At 43.1% G+C, this 18795-nt stretch carries 19 protein-coding genes; 14 read left to right on the forward strand and 5 right to left on the reverse strand.

Annotated features, from left to right (window positions below; genetic code table 11):
- From Q8W40_RS23105 to Q8W40_RS23120, 4 genes are read right to left on the reverse strand one after another with little or no spacing between them, the layout of a single operon-like run.
- Window positions 1–795: an outer membrane lipoprotein-sorting protein gene (locus tag Q8W40_RS23105; RefSeq protein WP_305400566.1), complete on the reverse strand. Its 795-nt coding sequence runs from the start codon at window positions 793–795 to the stop codon at window positions 1–3.
- The gene (locus Q8W40_RS23110; RefSeq protein ID WP_305400569.1) at window positions 788–2071 is read right to left on the reverse strand and encodes an ABC transporter permease; all 1284 of its coding nucleotides are present in this window, start codon (window positions 2069–2071) and stop codon (window positions 788–790) included. The genes Q8W40_RS23105 and Q8W40_RS23110 overlap by 8 nt, the downstream gene beginning before the upstream one ends.
- Window positions 2059–2742: an ABC transporter ATP-binding protein gene (locus tag Q8W40_RS23115; RefSeq protein WP_305400572.1), complete on the reverse strand. Its 684-nt coding sequence runs from the start codon at window positions 2740–2742 to the stop codon at window positions 2059–2061. The genes Q8W40_RS23110 and Q8W40_RS23115 overlap by 13 nt, the downstream gene beginning before the upstream one ends.
- 9 nt (window positions 2743–2751) lie before the next feature.
- Window positions 2752–3396 carry a hypothetical protein gene (locus Q8W40_RS23120; RefSeq protein WP_305400574.1) on the reverse strand — a complete coding sequence of 215 codons (645 nt, stop codon included), beginning with the start codon at window positions 3394–3396 and terminating at the stop codon, window positions 2752–2754.
- A 252-nt stretch (window positions 3397–3648) separates the two neighbouring features.
- Between Q8W40_RS23120 and Q8W40_RS23125 the strand changes: the two genes are divergently transcribed.
- From Q8W40_RS23125 to Q8W40_RS23160, 8 genes are all read left to right on the forward strand, one after another.
- Window positions 3649–4374, forward strand: coding sequence for a MipA/OmpV family protein (locus Q8W40_RS23125; RefSeq protein ID WP_305400577.1), 726 nt, complete (start codon window positions 3649–3651; stop codon window positions 4372–4374).
- A 146-nt stretch (window positions 4375–4520) separates the two neighbouring features.
- Window positions 4521–5249: a GIN domain-containing protein gene (locus Q8W40_RS23130; RefSeq protein ID WP_305400579.1), complete on the forward strand. Its 729-nt coding sequence runs from the start codon at window positions 4521–4523 to the stop codon at window positions 5247–5249.
- Window positions 5250–5747: 498 nt separating this feature from the next.
- Window positions 5748–6905: a porin gene (locus Q8W40_RS23135; RefSeq protein ID WP_305400582.1), complete on the forward strand. Its 1158-nt coding sequence runs from the start codon at window positions 5748–5750 to the stop codon at window positions 6903–6905.
- Between the two features lie 78 nt (window positions 6906–6983).
- Entirely contained in the window at window positions 6984–7610 is a 627-nt protein-coding gene (locus Q8W40_RS23140; protein WP_305400585.1) for a YccT family protein, read from the forward strand.
- Window positions 7611–7875: 265 nt separating this feature from the next.
- A complete protein-coding gene (locus tag Q8W40_RS23145) occupies window positions 7876–9270 on the forward strand; it encodes an O-antigen ligase family protein (protein ID WP_305400588.1) in 1395 nt (464 codons plus the stop codon).
- A complete protein-coding gene (locus Q8W40_RS23150) occupies window positions 9260–10324 on the forward strand; it encodes an acyltransferase family protein (protein ID WP_305400590.1) in 1065 nt (354 codons plus the stop codon). Before Q8W40_RS23145 ends, Q8W40_RS23150 begins: the two co-directional genes overlap by 11 nt.
- A 122-nt stretch (window positions 10325–10446) precedes the next feature.
- Window positions 10447–10818 (forward strand): VOC family protein, encoded by a 372-nt coding sequence (locus tag Q8W40_RS23155; RefSeq protein ID WP_305400593.1) that lies wholly within the window; start codon window positions 10447–10449, stop codon window positions 10816–10818.
- An 85-nt stretch (window positions 10819–10903) separates the two neighbouring features.
- Window positions 10904–11299, forward strand: a complete 396-nt coding sequence (locus Q8W40_RS23160) for a hypothetical protein (protein ID WP_305400595.1) — start codon at window positions 10904–10906, stop codon at window positions 11297–11299.
- Between the two features lie 20 nt (window positions 11300–11319).
- Here Q8W40_RS23160 and Q8W40_RS23165 read toward each other — a convergent pair whose 3' ends face one another.
- Window positions 11320–12207: a LysR family transcriptional regulator gene (locus Q8W40_RS23165; RefSeq protein ID WP_305400597.1), complete on the reverse strand. Its 888-nt coding sequence runs from the start codon at window positions 12205–12207 to the stop codon at window positions 11320–11322.
- 144 nt (window positions 12208–12351) lie between these two features.
- Between Q8W40_RS23165 and Q8W40_RS23170 the strand changes: the two genes are divergently transcribed.
- The 6 genes from Q8W40_RS23170 to emrD all read left to right on the forward strand — a co-directional run bounded on the left by Q8W40_RS23170 (window position 12352) and on the right by emrD (window position 18645).
- Window positions 12352–13695 carry an MATE family efflux transporter gene (locus tag Q8W40_RS23170; RefSeq protein ID WP_305400599.1) on the forward strand — a complete coding sequence of 448 codons (1344 nt, stop codon included), beginning with the start codon at window positions 12352–12354 and terminating at the stop codon, window positions 13693–13695.
- Window positions 13696–13707: 12 nt separating this feature from the next.
- The gene (locus tag Q8W40_RS23175; protein WP_305400601.1) at window positions 13708–13929 is read left to right on the forward strand and encodes a hypothetical protein; all 222 of its coding nucleotides are present in this window, start codon (window positions 13708–13710) and stop codon (window positions 13927–13929) included.
- A gap of 317 nt (window positions 13930–14246) precedes the next feature.
- Window positions 14247–14468 carry a hypothetical protein gene (locus tag Q8W40_RS23180; protein WP_101110997.1) on the forward strand — a complete coding sequence of 74 codons (222 nt, stop codon included), beginning with the start codon at window positions 14247–14249 and terminating at the stop codon, window positions 14466–14468.
- Window positions 14469–15053: 585 nt separating this feature from the next.
- Complete coding sequence (locus tag Q8W40_RS23185; protein ID WP_305400603.1) at window positions 15054–16541, forward strand: NAD(P)H-hydrate dehydratase; 1488 nt, start codon at window positions 15054–15056, stop codon at window positions 16539–16541.
- Between the two features lie 131 nt (window positions 16542–16672).
- Window positions 16673–17155 carry a L,D-transpeptidase family protein gene (locus tag Q8W40_RS23190; protein ID WP_305400604.1) on the forward strand — a complete coding sequence of 161 codons (483 nt, stop codon included), beginning with the start codon at window positions 16673–16675 and terminating at the stop codon, window positions 17153–17155.
- A 281-nt stretch (window positions 17156–17436) separates the two neighbouring features.
- Complete coding sequence (gene emrD / locus Q8W40_RS23195) at window positions 17437–18645, forward strand: multidrug efflux MFS transporter EmrD (RefSeq protein ID WP_305400606.1); 1209 nt, start codon at window positions 17437–17439, stop codon at window positions 18643–18645.
- Window positions 18646–18795 lie beyond the last annotated feature (150 nt).

The raw sequence follows: 18795 nt of genomic DNA on the forward strand, positions 1-18795 counted from the left end.
TTACAGCTCCGATACGCTATTTCGCACTAAATACGACGGGTTATAATATTTTTCCTCCAGCTCAAATGGTGAGATTTCTTTATATTCTATCTGGGTTTTTTTGTTCGGCTGAATCTTATCCAGTAACGTCATCGCAACAACAGCTCTCGACCCATTACGTTCACCTTTAGTAAACCAAGCCTCTTTTGCGAGCTTTCCAGATTTCAAAATCAAATTGGCTTTAATTGGAAAGTCTGTTTCGGGTGCAAGCCAAAGTTCAATGGTGTGGTAGCTCGCTCCTTTGGTTTTTGCGGTCAAAAGCAGTTTATTGCTTTCTATTTCGCTGCCATCAGGTTTGGTCACACTTTCGATTTGCTTAAACACCCCTTGATAGTCATCACTCCATGTTAGGGTTGATATATCACCAACAGACGCTTCTCCCAGTAGCTTTTGCATAGGCGTAATTCGAATAGGACGGCGACTCTTTGGCATCACCAGCCAATAGTTATCTTCCAGCATTAACATTTTTTGTCCTGCCTCTACCTTAGATTTAAAAATCACGAGAGACTGCCTTTGAGGGCGCGTATAAACGTGGTATTGGTGCGTTTTTTCCCTTTCATTGTTTTTGAAAAGATGAACAACAGACACGACTTTAGAGGACTCGTCTTCCATGCGATATTCATCCGCTTTTTTGAGCATTGCATTTACATCAAGCGTTGCCACGTCGGAAGTTGCATTTACTTGACCAGTCGTAAGCACCAATCCAGCCCCACTCAACATGCCAAGTAATACGATTCTGGAAATAAACTTAAACATATGCCAAAGCCTCTGTAATAGGTTTGTTTGCGCCCTTACGGGCAGAAAGATAAGCGGCAATGATGCAAATGATCATGACGCCAAGTGTCGAATACGCAGCGAGTTCTGGGGAGAAGTTTATTTGCAGCGGATAACCTTCACTGTGACCTGGAGGTGGCGGCATATCGATATCTACAACTAGCAGCAATAACCAAATACCAATACTGCCAATCACTCCTAAAATACTTCCAAAGAGCGCCAACAACCCTGCTTCTTTTATGAAGCCAGAGATAATTTCGCTGGAATACGTTCCAAGCGCGGATAACGTGCCGATTTCGCGAGTTCTTTCGGTCACCGACATCGTCATGGTGTTGAACAGAGAAACAAACACGACCAGCCCCATCACCAATCCCATGATGCCAAAAATACGATCGTACAGGTCTTTGACTTTCTTGTAGAAAAAAGCGCGTTCTTGCCAAGGAGTCAGTTGGTAAGCTTGTTCGGAAGACGTGTTATCTATCAAGGATTGCACTTGTGCTTGCACCGATGAGGTTTGCTCTGTTTCAAAAAGAAAAACCGATAAAGTGCTTATCTTTTCAGACACCAAAAGCTCTTGAGCAGAATTGATATGAAGATACAGCTGACGCTTGTCTAATTCTGGTATACCTGTTGAGTAAATACCGCGAACCATAAAGTCCAACGCGTTAAGCGCGCCATCACTTGTGGTAGCAAGAAGAGTCACCCAGTCCCCAACTTCTACTTTTAGGTTTCGTGCCAATTCATAGGCCAACATTATTTGAGGTTCTTCAGGGTTATAGCGACTCGATCGAGGGCTAGACAGTGTTCTCCCCTGTCGAACATCGAGAAAAGGTCCTTTTAGATCGAATTCTTTCTCATTAACACCATTGCCAACAAAGATGGTTGATTTGTTTCCATTAGAAATCAAACCAGTAAAGTAAATTCGGGGTTGCACCGAGCGCACGTCATCCAAGGACATTATTTTTCCAACAAGCGCCTGAGTATTGGATAGCCCATTAGAGAGCGGCATTTCTTCATCTTCTTCAAAGAAACCTGGCTGGCTTAGTGTTAAATGCCCAGTGTCCCTAGCGGTAGACTCTTTGAGTGACTGATAAGTAAAAAGACCGAACCCACCTGCGCTCACCATAGCGAAAACCGCGATAGCCACAATAAAAACGGACAGTGCACTTCGGCGACCATTTCGACGAAGATTTAAAACCGCATGGCGGAGCCCTTCGAATACACTCCATGCTGAAAGGGATGTGGTTAGCTTACCCATTTGAGCGCCTCCTCTTGGATATGCCCATCAAACAGAGCAATCGTTCTGTCACAACGTTCCGCCATTCTTTGATCGTGCGTCGCGATAACAAAAGTGGTACCAAATTCCTGACCTAAAGACTTCATGATATCAATCACCAACGTTGCGCTTTCGCTGTCTAAGCTGGCTGTCGGTTCGTCCGCAATAACGAGCTTGGGCTTGTTCACTAACGCGCGGGCGATAGCGACACGCTGTTGTTGTCCGCCCGACAAATGATCGGGTCTATGATGAATAAACTCTGCCAACCCAACTTTTTCTAATATGCCTTCCGCAAGTTCATGTTGTTCGCGTTTGGAATACCCCACCAGCCTTAGTGGGTACATGACGTTTTCTAGTGCGGTCATCACTGGCACCAAATTAAAGCGCTGAAATATAAACCCCATTTCAAAGCGGCGAATACGCGCCGCTTCTTGCATCTTTTTTGGCAGCGGTTCACCACCAAATTCAATATCACCGGAGTAATCGGTATCGAGCAATCCTAAAATATTGAGCAGTGTGCTTTTACCAGAACCAGAAGGACCACAAAGCGCGAGCATTTCACCTTTGCGAATATTACCCGTCGCGCCTTTCAACGCTGGAACATCGATCATTCCAAGTCGGTAGTTCTTCTTTATATGATTGAATCTAATCATGTTTCCCCCTTACGCTTTATCTAATAGAGCTTGGGCTTTTTGGGTTTCGGGGTGGGAAGCATTTTTCTTTTTCATCAGCGCCAACCATGCATTGGCGCGGTCGATATCTTCAGCGCGAATGGCGGTCTCAATGGCAAAGGTGTAGACCCAAGACGTGGCTTCAAAAGGGGCTTGCTGAAATTGCGATTCACCAAGTAAGTCAATAAACAAATCGTAGCCACGATCGAAGTGATTAAACATATCAGGGAGTTGGCTATAGGTTGCGGCAGACAATGCTCGTGCCAAATACGTGTCTGGCAGACCTTGTATAACCGGCTGGGATTCTAACGGGATAGATTGCGAAGCGATTAAACTTAATCCTTTGTCTATCGTAACCAGCCCTTGCTCCACATATTTCATTTTGTTCCAAGGCATCCAGGCATCACGCCCCTGCAAGGTTTGTGTACTGCCTAAGTAAACAAGACTTAGAGGTTTTGCACCTTCGCTTTGGATCAATTGGTTTAACTGCTTATAAACAAATTCGACTTTGTCCGTATCGCCTTGCGCGGCTTGATTGTATTCATTAATTAACTCGTTGGATGGGTTAGCGACAACTTGCGACATTCCAGCAAAAAGAAGTGACGAAATAACGAGTGCATTTTTTAAGACTTTCATAACCGATATCCATTCTGTAGTTGGTAAAGCTACTCTATTGCTCATGGACGCTCGGTTCTGTTGAATGCGACAAACGGTCGATATGCGGAGTGAACGGTTTTTTTACCTATACTCAATATTTATGTAAATTTTAGAAATCTAGGCATTTTTTTTGCTTAACGTTAACCGGACACACAATTTATTTGCCGCTTGTGAAAGAAAACGGGCAAAAAACGGTTCTATATGCCTGTTAAAAGGTCATGGATGTAAATTATGAAAAATATTGTCGCACTCTCATTAGCATTGGTATCTGGTTCAGCATTAGCAATGGAACCAGTTGAGGAATATGGAATTATTGGCGCAAGCGGAACGTTTGGGCAGTCGATCTATTCAACAGAAGATTCAGCGCAGTTTGGTGTAACACCCAATCTGTTTTATTACGGTAATCGCGGGTTTATTGATGGCAGCTTGGCAAATTATAACCTCTTGCCGTACGTAGGCATTTCAGGAAATTGGCGATTCGCGCAAGTATCCAATACATTCGACACAATTCCGAATGGAATCGATGAACGAGATGGTAACTTAGAACTGGGGATTACACTCGGCACACCGGGTGCCCGGATCACCTACTTGCAAGACGTGATGTCTGTGCACGGAGGAAAAGAGATTCAGGTTCACCTTGGTAAAACATTCGATACCCCGATGCGCCGCTTCACGTTAACACCCTATGTGGAATTGGATTGGAGAGACAGAAAATTGTCTCAGCACCTATATGGTGTAAGCGCGTCAGAATCAAGTGCTTCAAGCTTGATGAAGTACGACGCTTCAAGCAGCTATGTGTATCAGGCTGGTGTAATTGGCTTGTACGATTTTTCTAAAAAGCTGGTGATCATCAGTAAAGCTCGAATGGAAAGCCACGATGATGATAGCCCAATTGTTCAACGTAGCTTCGGCTGGTCTTTTGAACTGGGTCTGACGTACAAATTTGCTGGGAAATAATGGCGAATTTAACTATTAATGTTAGTTAATTTCACCTGACTGACCATGGCAGTCTATACAAATCAATAAGTTAAAACTGGCACGCATATTGAAATAGGTATATTCAATTATGTGTGCTTTTTAATTTGATTTGAATGGATTTGATTATGTCTTCAGTGTCTAAAAGGTTCTCTCTAAGCAAAGTACTTTCCTCTACTAATGTGTTCTCTCCTGTAAAAGGGATAAATGCACTACTGTTCACCATCGCAATCATTTCATTGATTGTCGCCGACTCTGCGCTAGCAGATGAAGAACGCGCCTTTCCAGTCAACGATTTTCATTCTCTCTCTGTCGCTAAAGATGTCAGCGTGTCTGTAATTTGTGGCTCTGATCCAATGGTTATCGCCAAAGGCCATAAAGATGTACTCGATGATCTGGACATTGACCAATCTAACGGAACACTGTCCATTTCTAATGATGGTGAAGATCCCGGTATATTTTCGAGTAAACATCTTGATATCAGTGTTATCACCAATAAGCCAATTCATGATATTCAGGCGATAATGGGTAGCCAACTTCAAGCTCATCCCTGCGCAATCTCAGATAAAAACCTTCATGTCGTCGCCAGCATGGGCGCAGATGTAAAAATAGAGGGCAAAGTCCAATACTTAAATGCAGAATTTTCAATGGGTGCGAATTTTAATGAAAAGGAATCGGATCTCCAAATAGAGCGAGCGAATGTGGATGCCGCAATGGGTGTAAACGCGTTTCTCTGTGGGGCTAAGTATGTATCCGGAGAACAAGCAGCAGGTACGCTACTCAACATAGGGCAAGATACACAACAAAATATATCAACCGCGATGGGGGCAGCTGTTTCCAAGGCAGGTTGCAGCTAATTTATACCCATTAATTAAGTTTGAATAATCCTAAATATACGTACACAATAGGTTTTACACCAAACCTATTGTGTACTAGAATCGACATGTAGAAAAGAAAAGTTCCGTCCATACGATGAAAGCAACGCGATGCACATCATGTTTTTTATATCAAATACCTCAAAACACGTAAATTTCTAAAAAATCCACAACAAACTCTCCCAATGTTTAGCCCCATCACAAGCAGGGGTTAGTTAACTTACGCTCAAACAATAATCACTTTTTTTCTTTTTATATTTCTTCCTAGAAACATCATATCTCTTTGTTAAATAAGAATTTATATTTATCTCAAAATCTAAATTTTGACGCTCTTCAAAACGATTTCCGCTAAAAATTCGCGACAATAAATTTCTCATTAAGCTTATTCACGTACTCAATCGAACCAAGATTTCGGTGTGCGAGTATCCAGCGGCCTATCAATGCTGGCACACCAAAAAGCTATGTATTTTAGGAGTTAACATGAATAAGATTTTTAAACCCAGCCTTATCGCAATGGCAGTTAGCAGTGTTGCATTTACCGCTTTTCCAACCATCGCTGAAGAAACCGATGCTAAGTACGATGTATACGGCATTATTGCTGTTCAAGCTCATTATCGTGACTACGAAAACTCCCCGAGCCTAACAGGTTTTCAAACCAATAATGAGAGCCGAATTGGGTTTAGGGGCTCTAAACAATTCCAAAATCTTGGACCAAAATTTATTTGGCAAATTGAAGGGGGTTATGTCGACCCTTCTTATTCTGATCACACATCAAACGGTGGCTTTGGTGAAAGGGATACCTTTGTCGGATTCGAAGATTTTGAGTCGTTTGGTCAAGTTCGAATTGGTCGTGTATTAACACCGCTTTACGAAGTGGTCGACTGGCCAGGTGCTAACCCAGGTTTGGGTGATGTTTGGGATTGGGGTGGCTTAATCGGCGGTGCAAAATTCCAAGACCGCTCATCGAATACCGTTCGTTGGGATTCACCAGAATGGGGAGGAATGACATTTGATGTTGCATACGGCAGAACCAAAGCCGCCGCAACTGGAAACGATGAAGGTTGGTGGCAAGGTGCAGCAGCGCATTACAAGGTCGGACCTTTCCAATTTGATGCTGCATATGAAGTAAACCGAAACACAGCGGAAAGCTTCCAAGATGGTACGTTAGACACTGGCGCACACGATCCAAGTACCAAACAAACCTTCAACCGAATTTGGGACAACAATACTTATTTAGTCGGCGTACAAGGCTGGTTTGAAAACGGTATTTCTTTCTTTGCACAATATCGAATTCAAGATGCTGAAGTCACCGAAGGCATTGATTCTGGTCGCGAAGAGAAACAAAACGCAATGACGTCGGGCCTAATGTACAACACGGGCGACTGGCAGTTTAAAGTCGGCTACACCAAAAATTTCGAACTTGAAGTCAATGGTGAAAAAGTGGAGGACAGCTCAGACGACGTTATCTCTGCTCAGGCAATGTACTTTGTTGACCCATCTGCCGTGCTTTATGTACGTGCGCGCGATGTCACCATGGGCGGTAATACCGTCGATTCTGGCAATACAGGTATGACATACGATCGCTGGAAGTCTGATTCTTTCAACGAGGTTTCCGTGGGAGTTGAATACTACTTTTAACTCATTTAAATCATAATTTCAGGGCGAGTTTATACTCGCCCTACTCCGTTTCTGTATATTATTTTTCCGGTGCTTCTTATGCGAATAACACATACATTCACCTTACTCTTGGCGCTTTTCTCTTTCTCAACAGTCGCCTCTACTCATCGTATAGAAATCAGCAAGGAGATGACTCCTAGAACCTTAAACGGGCAGAAAGTAGAGAGTAACTGGATAAAGTCAGACTCATCTGTCGAACTGGGTTCTGGCATTAACCAGCTTGTCGTAACAATTGGGCAGATTGTTGTGGAAGATGGACGACGAACTAAATATTACTCCCAACCCTATATCCTTTTATTCGAAACGAATGATTCACTTTCCCTTAGCTACGAAACATTCCGCACCATAGAAGATGCACGTCAATTTGAGAAAAACCCGCAATTTGAACTTACCAACTCTACGGGTAAGCAGGTCAACTTCAAAATAGACTCTGTTCATATTGGAGGACTTCAAACACGTCAAGACTTCGAATCTTCAATCAAAAAATACAACGAGAATGGGCGAGGAGAAGCAGTGCTTAGCCACTCCGAACCTATTGCCTCCTTAAGATCTTCCACAAGCTCAAAAGATACTCACACTATTTCAAGTGTAAAATCTGGTTTTTTGTCCCTTAATGAAATGGAGCAAAGACGCTTTATGGGCTGGGCGCTGGAAAACCTTAAGTAGCGAACATAGTAAAAATGCGGGCACCGCAAGCCCGCCAAGTTCTAGCTCCAAATGAGGCGTGGCAACTAAAATTACCAATATGCGAAAGCATCATCAGAACATTGAATGTAAAAGAAGACACACCGTATAAATTGATAACTAGTTTGATTCTCAAAATAGGAAATCAAAAAGCAATGACATAAACTTGTTTAAAAACAAAGTAATACGTTAGCAATATATTGGCATCACCTTTGCAATCTAAAGCATATAGCGCAAAGGAAACCATATGCCACCAATTAACCCGACATCTGAAATTGAAACACACAGAGGCTCAGCAATTGCACTGACGACCTTGTGTGCGGCTATTGGGGTGCTTTGGTACTTTGTCCCCCACCCCGCAATTCCAGTTGCTTTGGCGGTGGCACCGTTTGCTCTGCTTCTCACCATTCACTATCCGGTGTTACTGGCACTTTTATTTATCGTATTTTCGTATTTTCGTATTCACGAAGCGTTCCCATTTCTCATGCCTTTTAGAATCCCACTTCTACTTTCGCTTGGGACGTTGTTTACCTTTTTTTGGCACATTGCCATTTCAAGAAGCATTCAATTCAAACCGTGCAAAGAACTAATGTGGCTAGCACTCTTCTTCATGGTTGTCACAATGGGTATTGTATTCGCGAGTAATAAAACGGCGTCTATCAACTACTTCACCAGTACTTACGTAAAAATCGCCATTATGACGCCAGTATTAACGTGGATCCTGACCAACCCTAGCCACTTTAGGCTCGCCATCCGGCTGTTTTGTTTTGCTGGGTTGGCTGTTGCTTTCGTGGCAATTTCGAACAAGCTTGCAGGCATCGGAATTGTAGAGGGTAGCCGAGTCACAATAGGGCGGAGTTTTCAATCCGTACTGGGCGATCCGAATGACCTGTCGCTCGTACTTTTATTCCCATTCTCATTTGCGATAGCGCAAATCCTTGCCCCAGGAATGACGCGATTAGAAAGATTGCTAGGTATTGCATCAGCAATGTTCATTGTTTGGGCAATTATTGCCACACAAAGCCGAGGCGGTCTGCTGGGAATGGCCAGTGTTGTGGGCATCTTCGCTTACCGTAGAGTGAAATCCAAATCACTTCTGATAATGGGAGGCACCTTACTCATGATGGTGTTGTACCTAGCAGCTGGTATAAGTGGAAGGAAGTCTGGAGGCGCTGCTGAGGAAGGCATAGATGAATCCGCAATGGGCAGGCTTCATGCGTGGGAAGCGGCGTTTAAAATGGCGGTAGATAACCCGTTAACAGGCGTGGGAATCGATAATTACCTCTACAACTATTTTTTCTACAGCAGTTACTGGGATGGGATGAATCATGCCGTTCATAGCTCTTGGTTTGGCGTTCTTGCTGAATCTGGTTTTTTAGGTCTGGCACTGTTTATCGCCATGATCGTCACCATGTTTAAAACATCCATTTCTTCGGTCAGAACGGTCAGCGAAAACCCTGATAATTACCCACCAATCACCTACGTAATGAGTGAAGGGACACTCGCTGGGCTCATTGCATTTTGTGTTTCCGGCTCTTTCCTAACTCAAGGATACACCTGGCCTATATACATATTGCTTGCACTCACTGTCGCCAATTTCAATTACATAAATCAAAGTAAGGAGACACAAAATGGACAATAGAATACCGTCGCTCGACGGACTTAGAGCCGCGTCCATTGGGTTGGTATGCTTGGGTCACTTGGTTGGCACAGTTAACTTCCCTACTATTTTTGGTCCTTTGCAAAGCTTGGGAAACTTTGGGGTAAAAGTATTCTTTGTAATTTCAGGTTTTTTAATCACTACCTTACTTTTAAATGAGCTTAAAAAAACGAACAGAATTAACTTGTCTCAGTTCTTCATTAGACGTGTATTTCGCCTGTTCCCCGCTTTCTATTTCTATATTTTATGCATCGCAATAGCGGAGCATTTTGGCTGGCTTTCTCTCATGTCTGGTGACCTGTTCCATGCCGTGACGTATACGATGAACTACCACCATGAACGCGAATGGTGGCTCAATCACACATGGTCTCTCGCAGTAGAAGAACAATTTTATTTGCTGTGGCCATTGCTCCTTACGCTACTTGGTCGTCACCATGCCAAATACCTTCTTGTTGCCACGATTATTATCGTGCCATGCATAAGAGGTTGGATGCTTTTTGGTTTGGAAAGCTCACCTTCAGCCTTAACGCGTGAATTTCAAGCTATCGCTGACGCGCTGGCTATGGGGTGCGCATTAGCCTATCTAAAAGAAAGTGGATTTAAATTACCCAACTACTTTGCATCAGCGTGGTTTGTTGTCGTGCCCGTCTGCATGATTCTGATTCCAAGTGTGATGTACAAAATCCAGCCCAACTGGTTTTATATTGGTGGGCAAACGTTCATCAATGTATGTGCGGCATTGATGATTTTGCGCTACAGCCAGTTCAATCAAGGTCTGAGTTTCAAACTATTAAATAGCAAACCCGCAATTTGGCTTGGTGCACTCAGTTACTCACTTTACTTATGGCAAGAACCTTTCCTCAACAGTTGGACGCAAGCATGGTATGCCACTTGGCCAGTCAACCTTGTTCTCGCCTTCGGTTTTGCACTGATTTCTTACTACTTAATTGAAAGACCTGGATTGCAGTTGAGGAAAAAATGGCAATCATCCAGATCATCACATCGTGGTATTTCTATTGATAAGTCGAAAGCGTAGCAAAATTGAGGATAACCATAGAAATGTTAAACCCAGTTGGGATTAAAGCAGGAATAGCACTACGCTAGAGTGACGTAACAACAGATACTTCACGACGGCACTTATTCAATAAGGAGTTCACCATGGAATTGGGCGCTTTTTCTGTCAGCTTGAACGTAAAAGACCTTCAAGCATCAAAGCAATTTTACGAAGCACTTGGTTTTTCAGTTTTTGCGGGAAATGAATCTGAAAACTGGTTAATTCTATCTAATGGCGATCATAAAATCGGGCTATTTCAGGGGATGTTTGAGAAAAACATGCTCACATTCAACCCAGGATGGACGCAAGATTGCAGTACATTAAGTGAATTCTCTGACGTGAGAGACATTCAAAATCACTTAAAAAAAGCGGGGATTGAATTAACGATGACCGCCGATGAATCGACATCAGGACCCGCTAGTATCATGCTTGAAGATCCTGATGGTAATCCGATTCTTTTAGACCAACACGTGTAACGTCACGAAAACACTTACTTTTTCTTGAGAATAAGCAACGATAGGAATAGTTTGAATACCCTATTCACTCAAGGTAGAAGCGGCAATGATTTCTGTTCACTATTCATACCGAGAAGGCGATAGCAAAGAGCCTTCTCATTTTTCCTCTGAAAATGCGACCGTAGAGCATATCACATCAATCATTACTGAATACCCGTGGGATACGGAAAGTGAACTACCCAGTGAAGAACACGCTGGTGGAGCTGTTTTTATTGAGTTTACAAATAGTGACAAGCAAACTGCTCTTTTCCAATTAGTCCCCATTGGTGAAGGTCGCTGTATGTTGTTTGTCGATGTAATACTTAAAAAAGGGGTTCTCGGATTTTTTGGGAAGAAAGCAGTATCTCGAACGTTTGATGACCATTCCGTTGTAAAATTCAGCAAAAACATAAAGGCTTATTGTGAATCGAGCATCAGCGAACTTTATGGCAAATTCTCGTAACACTTAAGCTGCCAAATAATCTAATCGAGATACATTGAGGCGTATTCGCAAAACCAGCGGTTGACCGTAGAGTGTATAGGCAAGTTTTCATTCCCCACGCGACTAAAAACACTGAACGGTATTTTGTAGTCTTTGGCAAGCAATGCGCTTTCTTTTTTGATTAGTTCCCCCTTTTCAACCCAATATCGAGTTCTATGTTGTGGCAAATATGCCCAACCATTTGTGCGTAGAAAAGTAAGCAATAAGCTGAAATCATTAATTTTTCTTGTGTGGTTAGCAAATGATTTAATGATGCTATCGTTGCCTCGCTCTTCTAGCTGATACTGAATACTGTTGTGAATATCATCCATAGATATCAACTTTTTTGACGCCCAGTCGGAGTCTTTCCCCACATATAGCCCAAATGGGACATAACCTAAATGTGTAAACTGCACTGGCTTTTCTGCATAAGCCATTCCTTTGCTCGATAACAATGCAAAATCCATCTCACCAGCCATCAGAAAGTCCAAACATTCTTCGCGACTACTGGCGATCCAATGTACGCGAAGATTGGGGTAATGCAGTAAAGATAGCGCTTCTATTTTTTCGATAAAATCCACTGGAAAACAGGACTCATAGCCAATTTTCAGTTCATCAATGCCCTTTTCAAACAAAGAATGCCCGTACTGCACTAATGATTGGTTCTGAATCGTTACAATTCGAACCTGATTGATCAACTTTTCTGCATATTCAGTAGGAACCGCTTTCCGTCCAATGATTGAAAAGAGTTCCAGCCCTAAGCAATCTTCATAAGCTTTAACCAGCTCTCTTATTGTCGTCCTGTCTTTTTTAAGTCTTTTTGCGGCCGCACTGTACGAACCATTTTCATATACCTCAACAAAGGCATTCAACTGATCGAGAGTATGCATAGTCATCCTGCAATTTGAAGGGATTTCCCCATCAAGGTTGGTTATTAGATGGAGATGTTAACACGTTAATATTAAACCAAACACCCAACGAATACTTCTATGACCACTCGGAACTTAGCTCTCAAAAAAGGTAAATCTGGATATATGAATATCGCTTTGCTAAAAAGTGCCCTCATGATTGCCATACCTGTCACGCTTCAAACTTTATTCTTTTCGAGCAAAGGGTTAATAGATCTAATGATGATCGGTCAACTTTCAGAAGAGAATATAGCTGCAATGGGAGTGGGCAGCCGAGCACTCTTCGTTGCAACCATTTTACTTTCCGGTGTCACGGCCGGCGGAGCAATGCTAGTTGCGCAGTTTCATGGTGCGCGTAAGGGAAAACGAATAAGCCAAAGCACAGCACTCACTTGGCTTATGACCAGCCTTTTTGCAATCGCTCCTATACTACTTTTTGCTACTTATGGCGCTGATATCGTTGGGTTATCATCTGGTGATGATAATGTGCGCCATCTTGGTCATCAATATTTGACAATTACGGGAATAAGCCTACTTTTTATCGCTTATTCCACCAGTATAGCCGCGGCTCTCCGATCAACACATCAGGCAACATTAGGCACCCTATTTAGCATCGTTGGAATCACTGTTAATGTGTTTTTAAACTGGGTACTTATATTTGGTCACTTGGGTGCGCCAAGCATGGGTTTAAAAGGGGCTGCCATTGCAACATTAATTGCAGCTGGTTTTGAAGCGTTGTGTATCTTTGTGTATCTATATGCTTCTAAGCACCTTCTTGCTTTCAAAGCACGTGATTTATTTGCTTCTCTCCGCCCAAAATATATCCGTCAATTTTGGACGCTTTCTCTCCCAACTACGTTCAATTTCTTAGTTTGGGCAGGCGGACTATTCACCTATACCGCGATCATGGGTCAAGCAAGTGATATAGGGCTAGTCGCTCTAGCCGTTATGACTCCGATTGAATCCGTTGCTCTTGCGCTGCTCGTGGGAACAGCAAATGCATCGTCGGTTATCGTAGGCAATCAAATTGGGGCAAAAGACTATAATGCAGCTTATTACCAAGCAGTATTTTTCACCGTTGCAGCCATAGTCCTTACCTTGTGCGTTGCTGTCGCTTTGTACTTATTACGCACTCCAATTCTCAACACATTTACTTCCCTTTCAGCCGAAGCCCGACTGTTGGCAGAAACGTTTTATACAATTTTATGCTTCGGGATTGTGCTTAGGTCACTACCGACCAATATGGTTGTCGGCGTTCTTAGGGCTGGTGGAGACGTTAAATTCTGTTTGTATCAAGACATATTTACACAATGGTTTTTTGGTATACCTATCGCTGCTTTCTGCGCCTTATTCATCGGTCTACCACCAGAAGCAATTTACGCTACGTTCTTTTTGGAAACACTTTTCAAATGGGTAGCATGCCTGTATCGCTTTCGCAGCAAGAAATGGATCCATCAACTCGCCCACTAAGGAATATTGAATATGAATACCGTTTTGAACTGGTTACCTACAATAATGCTGTATTCCGCCGTTATCATGGTCAGCATATACATTCACTTCAACTACCTGAAAGATGAGAAAGGTCGAGAAGCATTTTTGAAGTCTCTGTGGGAGGGTATGAAGAACACATCGCACGCAGAAAACTTAAGAAACCTAGGTTACGATTTAGACAAAGACACGCCCAGTCAATCGAAGCGCAACTAGTTTTATTCTAATAACGTCGTTTTTATTAGGTGTACAGTAATCTACTAAAATCTCATTGAGACTATTTTTTACACATCGCTCTCAACTAAACATGATGTACTACCCAAAAATGTAATATGTAAAAATCTTTTTGCGCTTTAAAAATAAAGTTATGAGCTCAAATTGCAGAGAGTTATCTCACTGGAATATTGGTCACCCTAAATGTTCTAAAAACAAGTTTGACGCTCCGTAATGTGGCTCCTAAAGTTTGCTATACCCGTTGTTGTTCTGATTAACAATAATCGGTCCGTCAAACACTAAACATAGGAGCCATCATTATGAAAAGAGCCAGTTCAGCCTACCGCCTTCAAATGATCAAAGAAGTCGCTACACGGAACCAAGAGCAACCTAATGATGACCCTATGGCAAGTTACATACGGCAGATTCTAGAGGAAGAGCCACTGAAAGAACAACGCATGGAATCCCAACATCGATTTGTTGGCGCGCATTTTGACGAACAAGCTGGCGGTTGGATAGACGACCGCTGGAATATGAAGTAGCCGTTCAAAAACCAGCTCTGTTGATACAAAAAAGATTCAAAAGCCAGTAGTAATAAATGACTGGCTTTTGTATTTTTAACCGTTCGGTATTCTAAGAAAAAACCTCAAATACATTACCTTGGCTTCAGCAGAACTGGCTAATACAGACTATTCTAATGATAGTATTATACCCAAGTGACCTCAAGGTGCCTGGTTCAGCGACCTCTCTACCAAAGAATAGGGAACTGGCTTTCAGGCAAGGCGCCGATATGTAGATCTAGTCATTCTAAATCAAACATCGGCAACGAAGTATGAAAACCAGTTAAACTCGCCCTTGGGAGCCCATAGTCTTTCCCATTTCCTCGTCAAAGAGCTTGGAAAGGATTCATCATTCCGCTGCGCTCTTCTCCTTGAACTGGAACAGACTATGAGGCTCTGAATCCTGCATCTTGAGGTCACTTGGGTATAGAGTTCTTGATGGAATTTTAATCGCATACCTTAGGTGTCTCACTATAAAAGCAATTTTGCATAATAAGATACCAAGGAATTGCCTACACTCTGGCGACAAAGCAGGCAATATCCCTGCTATAAGTACAGGCTAGGACAATGAATAATAATCACATATCTATTTACTCCACCACTCAAATACGTGATGGGGAAAAGCTTGCTGCACAAAAACTTGGCATTCCAATGTACGAGTTAATGGAACGTGCGGGTAAAGCGGTATTTCGTTTAATAAACGACAAATTTACTTCAGCAAAAAGACTGCTGGTTGTATGTGGTACAGGGAATAATGGTGGCGATGGCTATGTTGTCGCAAAGTTAGCTAAGTTGTTCGGTCATGATGTGATGCTGTGGCACGTAGGTGATTCGGACAGATTGACGGGAGATGCACTCACCGCTCAGCAAGGTTGGCTAGGCGTCGGGGGAGAAATATTGTCACCGAGCTCATCGTTTCCCAAAGAACTCGATCTTATCGTAGATGGGATGCTTGGGACGGGCCTATCTGGCATAGTCCGACGCCAATACGCCGAAGTCATCGATAAAATAAATCATCACCCCGCACCTGTCATTTCTATCGATGTGCCTTCCGGGCTTTGTGCCGACTCTGGCGAAGCACTAGGGGCAGCCGTTGAAGCAGCATATACCGTCACGTTCGTTGGTTTGAAACAAGGGTTAATCACAGGAAAAGGGAAAAACTATACGGGTATCTTGTCTTACGACAGTTTAGGTACCGACGAATATTTTCAGCAAAACGTTTCTTCCCAATATAAAGTGATTGGCGGTCAGATCCTTAAAGACACATTGCCTCACCGTAAGCCTAATAGCCACAAAGGCAACTTTGGTCGGGTGCTTCTTGTTGGAGGCGCAAACGGCATGGGTGGCGCAATTACTCTAGCCAGTGCCGCTTGTGCTCGCACGGGAGCTGGGCTCACTAAAGTCATCACCTATAAAGAGAATGCCCCTTCTCTCTTAGCGGCTTATCCTGAAATAATGATCGACCCACATATGGGCAATAAGCACCTTGTTAATGAGTCGCTGCAATGGGCCGATACCTTGGTACTCGGTCCGGGTTTGGGTCAGCTAGTCTGGGGTAATGAGCTTTTCCACCTTTTCCACAATTTAGCGCTTCCCAAAGTACTCGATGCTGACGCATTAAATTTCTTGGCAACTCAACCCAACAAGGATCAGCAGCGAGTGATTACCCCTCATCCAGGTGAGGCAGCACGACTCTTAGACTGTTCTGTACAAGACATTGAAGATAATCGATTCCAAGCAGCTAGAGATCTTCATGAAAAATATGGCGGTGTGATTGTTTTAAAAGGGGCTGGAACCGTAGTTTATGGTGGTGATACTTTTTGGGTTTGCAACCAAGGAAACCCCGGAATGGCAACTGGCGGAATGGGAGACGTATTAAGCGGAATCATTGGAAGTTTGCTAGGGCAAAAACTGAGCATGATCGATGCAGCTTGTTTGGGAGTTTGGCTACACAGTAACGCTGCAGATAACTGCGCACAGAATGAGGGGCAAATCGGCATGCTCGCCAGCGACCTCTTCCCGTACATTCGGTCGCTCTTAAACGGACATGCTTAAGCACTCGCTCAGAAATTGATAATGTAATGTGAATTGAGTAGCACTCCAGCGAGGAATACAAAATACTCCTCGCTGACTTTATTAACTTGGAGTAAATTATCCTTTATATACAACAACTCACATTAGTAGTAATGATCAGAAGATACGCCCTAACCTGTCTTTCCTTATTGAGCCTAACGCTTCCTTTCATGGCTTTCTCTGCTGTAGACCTTGTTAAGGTTGTAAAATCGGAGCGTACGATGACACTGCTAAGTAAAGGGGAGATCGTCAAAGAATACCGAATAGCACTGGGAGGTTCGCCAAAAGGGCATAAACAGCAAGAAGGGGATCAAAAAACGCCTGAAGGACGATATATACTCGATTACAAAAAAGAAGATTCAGCCTTTCACCGTTCGATGCATATCAGCTATCCAAACGCAAAAGATAAAGCCAAAGCGAAAGCTCTCGGTGTCGATCCCGGAGGGTTCATCATGGTTCATGGAAACAACCCAAAAAATCGGCTTCTACAATTTGACTGGACAGAAGGTTGTATCGCGATAACAGACAATGAAATGGACGAGTTCATGGATCTTGTTCAAGTTGGCACTCCAATAGAAATTACGTGGGAAGAGTAGTTTATTAAATACTCAGCTCACTATAACTTTCCACACCCCTTGGAAGCCTACGACAATACCCCTCTTACAACCCATTAGATTTTCTAATCCAATTCATAGAAAAGTATCGTGTATTTGCCCTGCATTCCCCCTTGTTAACGACACGCTTTACTCTTAATATCTCGACAACTTCGGGATGTGTCTTTTTGTGATCCTGAGGGTTAAGTGGATAAGAAAAAATAAGACGCTTATTTTCCTGCTATATCCTGATTTTCTTCGCTTTCTCATTAGGAGTAGTAAAGATGTCTTCTTCGGTACCCTTGGTACGATTGACGTTTTTAATCGCCATTCTTGCTGCAGTGGGTCAAATGACTCAAACGATGTATGTTCCATCCATTGGGCATATGGCAGCAGAGTTCATTGTGAATCCTGCGGCATTACAAGCAGTAATGGCTTGCTTTCTTATTCCTTATGGTTTGTCCCAATTTGTCTACGGTCCCCTATCTGACCGATTAGGTAGAAAGCCTATTATTATATCGGGTCTCATCATTTATTTGTTGGGGACGCTCGTTACGTTGTTTGCCCAAGATTACTCGCTATTTTTACTCGGCTGCTTTATTCAAGGAGCGGGGATTGGGTGTGGCGGCACTATGGCTCGTACTCTAACCAGAGATTGCTTTGAAGGTACAGATCTGCACCGAGCAAATAGCCTAATCAGCATGTGTATAATATTTTGCCCTTTACTTGCACCATTGCTGGGTGGGTATTTAACCGAAACAACGGGCTGGCGAAATAGCTACTTATTTCTTGCCTTATTTGCAGCTGCTGTTTTGCTAACGATGATAACGAGTTTTAAAGAAACACTGCCTGTAGAGCGTAGAAATGCCGCACCAGTTTGGGAAAACTATCGATACGTATTGGTAAACCGTCGCTTTCAAGGTTACTTAGTGTGTCTTGTTGCGATGTTCTCTGGTGTTGCGGTATTTGAAGCGGCGGCAGGTGTATTGTTGGGTGGCACGTTAAAGCTGCCCGCTACCGTTGTGAGCTTGCTATTTATCGCCCCCATTCCAGGATACTTAGCAGGAGCAGGACTTTCGAGTGTTATTGCACGAAAAAGCTCTGAAAAACACGCCTTGATATACGGGATGGTTGCAGCGGTCATTGGCTCGGCAATCGTTTTGATTCCGGGGCTTAACGACAAAACCACTGCCGTTACACTAGTAGGTGGTGCAACGGTATACTTTTTGGGCGCTGGCATTTTGTTCCCTGCCGCGACAACAGGCGCATTAACCCCATTCTCTTCTCATGCTGGCACCGCGGGCGCGCTCCTTGGTGGAATGCAAAACTTTGGTGCTGGGATCGCTACGATGGCGGCATCTGTGCTTCCTGCAAGCAATCAATTACCTCTAGGCATCATCATGCTTATATGCGCAATTTTTGCGATGTTAGGGTTGATTTGGGTAGACAAGAACCCTGAAATACAAACCGATAGACAAGTAACTGCGATTTAGATCCAGCTTTGTAAACTCTCTTTTTAAACTGTAGTAAAAGTGTCACAAAGGATATTTAGCCTCACTATACTCACTCACCTTATAAATAAAGCGATAATGCTTTCATGGTGAGAACAAATATCATTTACAGTTACGATAATTATGACTAAC

It is taken from the genome of Vibrio penaeicida (assembly GCF_030689305.1).
GTDB lineage: Bacteria > Pseudomonadota > Gammaproteobacteria > Enterobacterales > Vibrionaceae > Vibrio > Vibrio penaeicida_B.

What these genes read in the sequence shown, in the direction of transcription:
- Q8W40_RS23105 (WP_305400566.1), bottom strand. Translation starts at nt 795, where the DNA reads ATGTTTAAGTTTATTTCCAGAATCGTATTACTTGGCATGTTGAGTGGG.
- Q8W40_RS23110 (WP_305400569.1), bottom strand. Translation starts at nt 2,071, where the DNA reads ATGGGTAAGCTAACCACATCCCTTTCAGCATGGAGTGTATTCGAAGGG.
- Q8W40_RS23115 (WP_305400572.1), bottom strand. Translation starts at nt 2,742, where the DNA reads ATGATTAGATTCAATCATATAAAGAAGAACTACCGACTTGGAATGATC.
- Q8W40_RS23120 (WP_305400574.1), bottom strand. Translation starts at nt 3,396, where the DNA reads ATGAAAGTCTTAAAAAATGCACTCGTTATTTCGTCACTTCTTTTTGCT.
- Q8W40_RS23125 (WP_305400577.1), top strand. Translation starts at nt 3,649, where the DNA reads ATGAAAAATATTGTCGCACTCTCATTAGCATTGGTATCTGGTTCAGCA.
- Q8W40_RS23130 (WP_305400579.1), top strand. Translation starts at nt 4,521, where the DNA reads ATGTCTTCAGTGTCTAAAAGGTTCTCTCTAAGCAAAGTACTTTCCTCT.
- Q8W40_RS23135 (WP_305400582.1), top strand. Translation starts at nt 5,748, where the DNA reads ATGAATAAGATTTTTAAACCCAGCCTTATCGCAATGGCAGTTAGCAGT.
- Q8W40_RS23140 (WP_305400585.1), top strand. Translation starts at nt 6,984, where the DNA reads ATGCGAATAACACATACATTCACCTTACTCTTGGCGCTTTTCTCTTTC.
- Q8W40_RS23145 (WP_305400588.1), top strand. Translation starts at nt 7,876, where the DNA reads ATGCCACCAATTAACCCGACATCTGAAATTGAAACACACAGAGGCTCA.
- Q8W40_RS23150 (WP_305400590.1), top strand. Translation starts at nt 9,260, where the DNA reads ATGGACAATAGAATACCGTCGCTCGACGGACTTAGAGCCGCGTCCATT.
- Q8W40_RS23155 (WP_305400593.1), top strand. Translation starts at nt 10,447, where the DNA reads ATGGAATTGGGCGCTTTTTCTGTCAGCTTGAACGTAAAAGACCTTCAA.
- Q8W40_RS23160 (WP_305400595.1), top strand. Translation starts at nt 10,904, where the DNA reads ATGATTTCTGTTCACTATTCATACCGAGAAGGCGATAGCAAAGAGCCT.
- Q8W40_RS23165 (WP_305400597.1), bottom strand. Translation starts at nt 12,207, where the DNA reads ATGCATACTCTCGATCAGTTGAATGCCTTTGTTGAGGTATATGAAAAT.
- Q8W40_RS23170 (WP_305400599.1), top strand. Translation starts at nt 12,352, where the DNA reads ATGAATATCGCTTTGCTAAAAAGTGCCCTCATGATTGCCATACCTGTC.
- Q8W40_RS23175 (WP_305400601.1), top strand. Translation starts at nt 13,708, where the DNA reads ATGAATACCGTTTTGAACTGGTTACCTACAATAATGCTGTATTCCGCC.
- Q8W40_RS23180 (WP_101110997.1), top strand. Translation starts at nt 14,247, where the DNA reads ATGAAAAGAGCCAGTTCAGCCTACCGCCTTCAAATGATCAAAGAAGTC.
- Q8W40_RS23185 (WP_305400603.1), top strand. Translation starts at nt 15,054, where the DNA reads ATGAATAATAATCACATATCTATTTACTCCACCACTCAAATACGTGAT.
- Q8W40_RS23190 (WP_305400604.1), top strand. Translation starts at nt 16,673, where the DNA reads ATGATCAGAAGATACGCCCTAACCTGTCTTTCCTTATTGAGCCTAACG.
- emrD (WP_305400606.1), top strand. Translation starts at nt 17,437, where the DNA reads ATGTCTTCTTCGGTACCCTTGGTACGATTGACGTTTTTAATCGCCATT.